Origin of the sequence: Parabacteroides caeci, from assembly GCF_023656795.1 — a bacterium.
Classification (GTDB): Bacteria; Bacteroidota; Bacteroidia; order Bacteroidales; family Tannerellaceae; genus Parabacteroides; species Parabacteroides segnis.
Genome location: NZ_JAMOKT010000077.1, coordinates 21,257 through 28,523, shown reverse-complemented (window position 1 = coordinate 28,523; position 7,267 = coordinate 21,257). Strand labels below are relative to the sequence as shown.

Sequence of the window (7,267 nt, the reverse complement as noted above, 5' to 3'; positions counted from 1 at the left end):
CTTTTCGGCCTATTTTTCCGTTTTTATTGGTCACATAGCCCGCTATGCTTCTCATAAAAACTGAAAAATATCCTCGAAAACAAATCTCAAAACTGTGTCGAGCAAAATTTAAACAGGCTCTAAGTTGTCCGGGATATCGTTCTCGTTTTTAACAAGGTTTAAATAGGTCGATATTTCGGCCAGCTGCCAGGTAAAAGTATAACTGCTTGGTAATTCGTTCAAAACATATGTCGCATTGCTCTCTGTTACAACAATCTTCCGGATAGCAGTTGCTTCATATACATATTTTGCACGGCTGGGAAAAAAGTCAAGTAGCCAACGGCGAGAGTATTCATCCAGGTAGCCAGTATTTTTCGTATACTTTCGCTGGGTGTCTACCTGATACTCCTCCCGCACATCGCCAAATTCAGCTATATTATGTTCATGTTCGGCATTCAGGCTGTTTGTTCCTGTCGCCCGGAAAGTATCTAAACCTCCTAAGCTATTTTCAAAAAGATACCACTGTTCATCATCAGATATAGGATCGGAAAAAGCATATACCTGAGATTCGGACAATTTTGTACCGGACCTCTCTATCCATACTTCGTAATAAGACGGATAGGTGTTTCCAAGTTTACCGGCTATTACCGAATATTGAAGGTTCATTGTCGTAGCATGATCGGCAACACAAGTCCCCAGCGAAATTACTTTTGTTGATTTGTCCGGATACGTCGCTTTGAGTTTCGCGGTACATTCTTCTACAGCATAATAGGTCAGCCATTCAGGTGAATAATAGGTAACAGGCTTAATGCGCGGTTGCCAAGTCAGAAAATGTAGCTTCAACCAGTTCGATGCCGTATCAGCCAGATTGGCCACACCACCACGAACAACCCTAAAGTTATATTCTGTTCCATCAATTACGGCTGTAAATGTTTCTGCCAAGTTTGGCTGAACATAAAATAACGATCCGGCATCCAGATTGTAACTCAATTGTCCTTCGATAACCTCTTTCAAATCAATCCTGACCATGAGGTCGGGACCTGGCTCATAACTCTGCTCCAATAAAGTTTGATTCCCTTTTTTCAAAATAAAGGATATCAAACCGGTCGAGGATAACAGAAATTGATTCATGTTACCGGAGAGATTCAGCGCATCAGGTTTATTTAAAACTCCTTCCATTATTCATTTTTTCAGCAAATGTATTTGTGACTAACAGATAGGTAAAGGACAATTACCACTCCCTTAGAACAGGCTCTAACCATACAGTTAATGTTCCTTCTATTTTATCAACCAGAATAGGAATTTTCCCTGCTAAACGAATCTCTATAGCAAACCAACAGGCATGCGTCTCCACATGGTACCTTCCTCCGTGCCTGTATTCTTCTTCTGTGGGAGGTGGAAAAAACGATATCGGAGCTTGTTCTTTCAACTGCATCCAATTGTATTGACTTCCTACGCTATTCGACCAGCGACGGTTCCAGCGATACTTAGAGGATGGAAAATGTTCTGATTCAGATTTAGCAGAAGAAACTGGGTTATACAATTTTGTTGTCAAAAAAGTACATTCAGTTGGAACATTCTTACCTATGTTATATTTGATTACATTTGGTAATAGTTCCTGATTGTTTATTATTACTTTTTCATGGGCCGATATATTGAGTTTGTCAATATCCGACAAAAGCATTTTCGTTGTAACAGGGCGCATCGAGTTACGGAGCATATCATCATATTTACGCCAAAACTTTTCATACAATCCATCCGGACCGTTATATGCCAGTGAATAATCCCATATCCTTTCTCGTGTATCAAGATAGGCATAGATCGTTCCAGAGTCAAACCGTGAAGTTCTATGAGCCGTAAAGCATAGCATAGGTTTCAATTCCGATTTTTCCTGAGTCGAGTTTTCAGTATTACTACCTTGTGTAGGATCATTGTTCCAGACTATTTTCGAATTTATTGCTCTGGTCGTACCAATGTAAGGTGCAACACCACTTGATAGCGTTTCAAATTCTATGCTGACAAGTGTATCAGGAGACTCCTTTTTTTCAGCCTCCAGAGTGCCACCGGCATAATAACCACAATTTAAAGTACCTACTTTTTCTATCACGTAATCAACCGCAGAAAAGCCTTCCCGAATAATCCATCCCCGTGTAAGATCAATAAAGGCTTCCGGATACATAGCCGCTATTTCATACATTGACTTCGAAAGATAATCAGGAGTTAAAGAAACCAACTTTCCTTCATCATTACTATATGATAATACAGGGCCTTTCTCTGCCGACAACTTCACCTGCTTGTATTTTCCTCCGTGGTTGATACTAATCGGAGCCGTCAGCAATCTTGTTAGATCCTGACTTACATTACCGTCAGCGATCTCGTTAAACAGTACAATTCTGACACTTCGCCGAGCTTCGTCCGGAATAAACTCACAACAAAATTTGTAACGAAATATATCTAATATCATCGAAATATTACAACTCGGAACAATCTGATCGTAACGTATTTCGGCATTGACTATAGTATCAATGTTGTTATTCAAAAATACCATCGACTTAAACGGTTCTGTCCGAGAAAAGAAACTTTCTTCAAGCGTATAGCCCAAATACTTAAAAACCTCCTCCAATAAATGCATTGCTTTAATAAACGGAGTAATATAATACCCGGCCGGAGTTGAGACAGTCTTATCATCAACAGTCTCTTCCCGGTACTGTTCATTCCACAGGGTATAATAACCGTCCGGCTTAATAGGGCCACCAACCCTGTTCAGGCAAATTATCTCACCATTATCATGACTTTCTGCCAAGACTGGGAAACAGGAAAAACGAGGATCTGGAGTAATCATTAACGAGCGGACAAAGTTGATCGCAGTGGTAAGTGATGAAAATTTAACGACTTTATCTTTAAAGACAGTTGTTAATTGTACATCTTTCATTTTCTCATAAAAAGATCCGATGTTAAGGAAAAAAGATGTATCAATCCCATCTTTCCGGCTGGCAGACAATATAGCCTGCCGGCAACGAATTGAGAAAAGACCATCCTGAATCGTCGCATCTGCTCGTGAGGGCATTTTATTTACTCCTGCCATATCATCAGGAAAACCTAGTATCTTGCGATTATACTCATCCGAAGGAAGTTTTACCGGAAGCGATTGCTCTCCATACTCATTAAAAAACGGATTACTACGTTCCATTTCCAACACGGTACCGGGATTAAGTTTTAGTTCTTGCCCGGATGAATGCACTATTTTCATGACTTACTACCAATTTTACGGGATTCATTTAACTTATCTTGCTCTGCCTGTAATTCAGATTGCACAACGTATGCTTTCAGCGGCCCCTTATTCAACTGTGTAAGTAACGATACTAGCATCTTGATTATTGACAGAGGGATACCAACAGACGTATCATCCGGTTCCTTTGGCGTATTGCCGCTATAACCACCGGTTGCCATTCCCAAGACAGAACCGGGTAACGGGTTAGCATTTGTTTTCTGCCTACGCATAGCTTCGAGAGCAACAACGTGGTTCATGGCCGCCGGTTCACTCATGACGAAAGATGGTACAACATATTCTTTCTTATGAACCGGACCAGCCACCTCATACGGACTGCCATCACCGGACCAGCCTCCGACATAGTACCCGGCACTGGAGCTACTACCGGTAGCAACCCGCGTTCCACTACCGCCACCACTTCCGGAACCGTCCACAGTCATGTTCATTACTTTCTTGCGTTCTGCATTAGCAACCGCGATCTGAGCCGCCCCTGTCGTTGTCATTACAGCAGCAGCAATAGCCCCGGCAATAGGGCCCATCTGAGCAAAAGCCTGCATGATTGCTACAGCCGTATTTGCTATGATCTCTGAAACTTTAATAGCAAACTGAACATTGGCATATTTTTTCTGTACGGCAAGTTTCTTATTCTCTTTCTCCTTTTCCAGTCGGGCAACCTCTTCCGAGTTATCCCCTGCCCGTTGAATCTCCGCGTCATATTTTGCATCAATATTCGCCAGTTCTGCCTCCTGCAAAGCTGATACAGCGCCGGAAAACATATCCGAATAGTAATCAAAACTACTTTTCAGATATTTGATTTTCACTTGGGCTTTGGCTTTTTCAAATTCTTCTAAACTCAGCAACTCCTGATCACGTTGTTGCTGTAACCATTGCATTTCCTTTTCATACTCTTCTTGCAGAGAAACCAAGCCGTACTGCTGACGGATCTGATAACGCTTATCCTCTTCCTGTTGCAGGATATTGGTTTTTGCTTTCTCATAGGCAGCATCCAGTTCTGTCGTATCCAATCCGTCTTTAATAGCCATTTCCTTCTTGGCGTTATAAACGTCTTCCAGTACTTTCAGCTGTAATTCAGTATCTTCACCAACTGTTGTAAGATTGAATTGCCCTTTGAAATCCTTCAGCAAATCCTGTAAAGCTTTTTGCTGATTAGCACGGGATTGTGAAGCTTTCAAATCAGCATCCAATACAGCTTTATTTGCATCCTCGATCGCTTTGGCCTTTTCCGGCCCATTATTCAGTTCAAGAGAAAGAATGTCGTTCTGATAACCCTGATAAATATCCAGTCGTTTTTCAGCCGTTTCCGCATCTAAAGAAAGAGATAAAGCATCTGCCTGCTCACGTGTCATCTTCTGTTCTGCCACGGCTTTCTCCAATACCGTTTTCTGTTGGGTATAACCATTCTCGACTATTCTCAATTGCTTATCCCGGTTATCCTGCAAAGCGGCAATAACTTCTTTATCCCGCTTCTGTTCTATCTCTAACTGTTTCGTCTGCACATCAACAATCTGCTTATTGATCTCCGCCTGCATCTTCTTGCTACCGGCTTTCTTCAAATAGTCTTGCAACTGTTCAAGACGCTTCTGGTAATAAATAGCATCGGAAGAAAGTACCTGAAGATTGTAGAACTGTTCAGTCTGTTCAGACTCCAGCTTCTGTTTTTTCAAAAGGGCAAGCTCCGACGAATGGGTATTCTCCATTTCTTTCAACTTCAAATCCATCGCCGCTTTAAATTCGGAGTCCTTCATATTCTTACTGGAACCACCACCCGACTCTGAAGTATCGTTGGCTAATATATCATTGATAGTCTTACTGCTATCCATTACAATTCCACGTAGAGCCTCTGCCTGAGCATCTAGTAACTCTTTAGCTTTATCACGTCTTTCCCTTCCGCGAGCAACCATATCAGCTAACATTCTATCAGACTTATCTTTGCTGAATAAACCGGCAAAACCGACTTCCATTTCTTCCAGCCAGGATATTTGTTCCTGAAAAGCCTCCGGATCAGTATCCAGTCTGATTTTCTCCTTTTCAATTTCGACAAGCTGTTCTTTAGCCGCCTGAGCTTTCGCCATCGCATATATACTATCAATATATCTGTTGATAGCAGTCGTTGCCTTGTCTGTATTGATCTCCTCCAATGTCAAATTCCCCAGGTATTCAGGTGATAATTCATTGATCTTTTTTAAGGCAGACAAACGACGTTCTTTCGATTCCGACTCATCACGAGCGACACGTAAAAATTGCTCCAATTCTGTCTTTTGTTCGGCAATATTTTGAGCAGCTTCAGTTTCAACCTTATTCAAACGCCTCTGAACAACCTCCATCTTTGTCAATTCCTGATTTGCTTTGCGCATATAAAGCAACCAGGTCAGTATCACGGCTCCCATCAGTGCATAAGGATTTTTCAACATAGTTGCATACATTGTTTTCAAAGAAGAGATAATCTTCTCATTCCACAATACCTGTAATTTATCAACTATAATTGCAGACTTTACAGCTACAGTGTAAGCTGATAAGCCTATAACAACAGCCAGTATTTCAGTTGTATTTTCGCTTACCCATGTTGCTAATGTGACCAGTTTACCCGTCCAGTGTACTGTCTGGTTCATGGCTCCAATGATCGCCGGGTTAAGTTTTTCCATTAGGTCGATAGCGAGCAAGTTCATTTTATTACGAGCCTGAGCACGTTTCGCTTCATTCGTGTCCGAATTGATCTGAGCCTGTACGACAGCCTTATTCGTACCAGTCACAGCGGCCGTGTAATCTTCAATGTCCTTTTTATTCATAACAAGGATTTCAGCCATCTTCGCATGTTCAGCCCCAAACAAGGCGGTTGCAGATTCGCCATTTTTGAACCTAGTTTCCAATTCACCAATGGCCAGGGAAAGATCGAACACTCCATTCTTATAACCGATCCCCTTCTCCTTCATCTTCAGTAACACCTTGTCTAAGCTGTTACCGGCAATAGAAGCCTCGGAGTACTTCGGCGCAACCGCTTCGATCAAACCTATATGCTGTTCCAGTTCAATATTCATAAGCTTGGCAGTTGTTCCCGACTTTTCAAAAGCATCCGTAATATACTGGATATTACCTGCACCAGCCTGGCTACCGGCAGCAATAGCGTTAATGATCCGTCGGCTGTTCTCTGCACCGAGGTTCATTTGATTCATGACAGTAGTAAGAGCTTTGGCTGCCGGTTCCAGCTTATCTTTACCGGCAATCGAAAGGTATATGGCATCCTGAGCAACCTTTTCCAACGCTTCTGCATTCTTGAGCAATTCCGGTCGCTGGCTACCAATGATAGCAAACGAATCATCAATTTCCACGGCACTCTGCCTGATCCGAACACCTTCCTCTGTTACAGTCGTCGATAACCGTTTTGCACCATCTTCCAGCTTCTTTACATTATCATCATCCAACCCTGTCAAGGCTTTAAGGTTCGCTGATGAAGATTCCAATTTATCCCGTTCGTCCCGGAACTTGGAAAATGCCATCGTGATACCGGTAATAGCAGCAATACCCGTTCCGATCAGTCCCATGTATTTACCAATGAAATCGTTGGCACGAGAAAAAACCGATGCCTGGCTAGCAACTTCCAGCCGCATTTCCTTTTGTGCAACCAAAAGCTCACGGCTGATATTTTTCTGAACCTCTAACCTTTTATTATACAAATCTGTATTCCGGATAGAAGATCGTAATTGCTTATCCACTTCCTTCTTTGCACGCAATAATTCATTATATGTCGCACCACTAAGATTCTTCAGCACACGTTCTGTATCCGCTACTTCACGTTTATAATCTTCATACTTTTTCTTCAGAGCCGTTAGTTCCTTTTCGATCTTTTTGGACTGAGCAGAGTTTCCACGGCCAGCCGTCTGTAAATCCAACAACTTATTTTCCAGTTCACCGATCCGCTTCTGGAGTTCGTCCGCGCTGGTCATTGCCGCACTATTATCCAGATAAATCTTTATACTCCTGTTCAAATCATTCGCCATA

The 7,267-nt window shown here is 42.1% G+C and carries 3 protein-coding genes; all 3 read right to left on the bottom strand.

All coding sequences use genetic code 11. The annotated features are described in order from the left end of the window. Positions 1 to 108: 108 nt before the first annotated feature. From NBH15_RS25525 to NBH15_RS25515, 3 genes are read right to left on the bottom strand one after another with little or no spacing between them, the layout of a single operon-like run. Positions 109 to 1,158, bottom strand: a complete 1,050-nt coding sequence (locus NBH15_RS25525) for a hypothetical protein (RefSeq protein ID WP_250823897.1) — start codon at positions 1,156 to 1,158, stop codon at positions 109 to 111. A gap of 52 nt (positions 1,159 to 1,210) precedes the next feature. Beyond that, positions 1,211 to 3,229, bottom strand: coding sequence for a hypothetical protein (locus tag NBH15_RS25520; protein ID WP_250823896.1), 2,019 nt, complete (start codon positions 3,227 to 3,229; stop codon positions 1,211 to 1,213). Further along, entirely contained in the window at positions 3,226 to 7,266 is a 4,041-nt protein-coding gene (locus tag NBH15_RS25515) for a phage tail tape measure protein (RefSeq protein WP_250823895.1), read from the bottom strand. The genes NBH15_RS25520 and NBH15_RS25515 overlap by 4 nt, the downstream gene beginning before the upstream one ends. Position 7,267 lies beyond the last annotated feature (1 nt).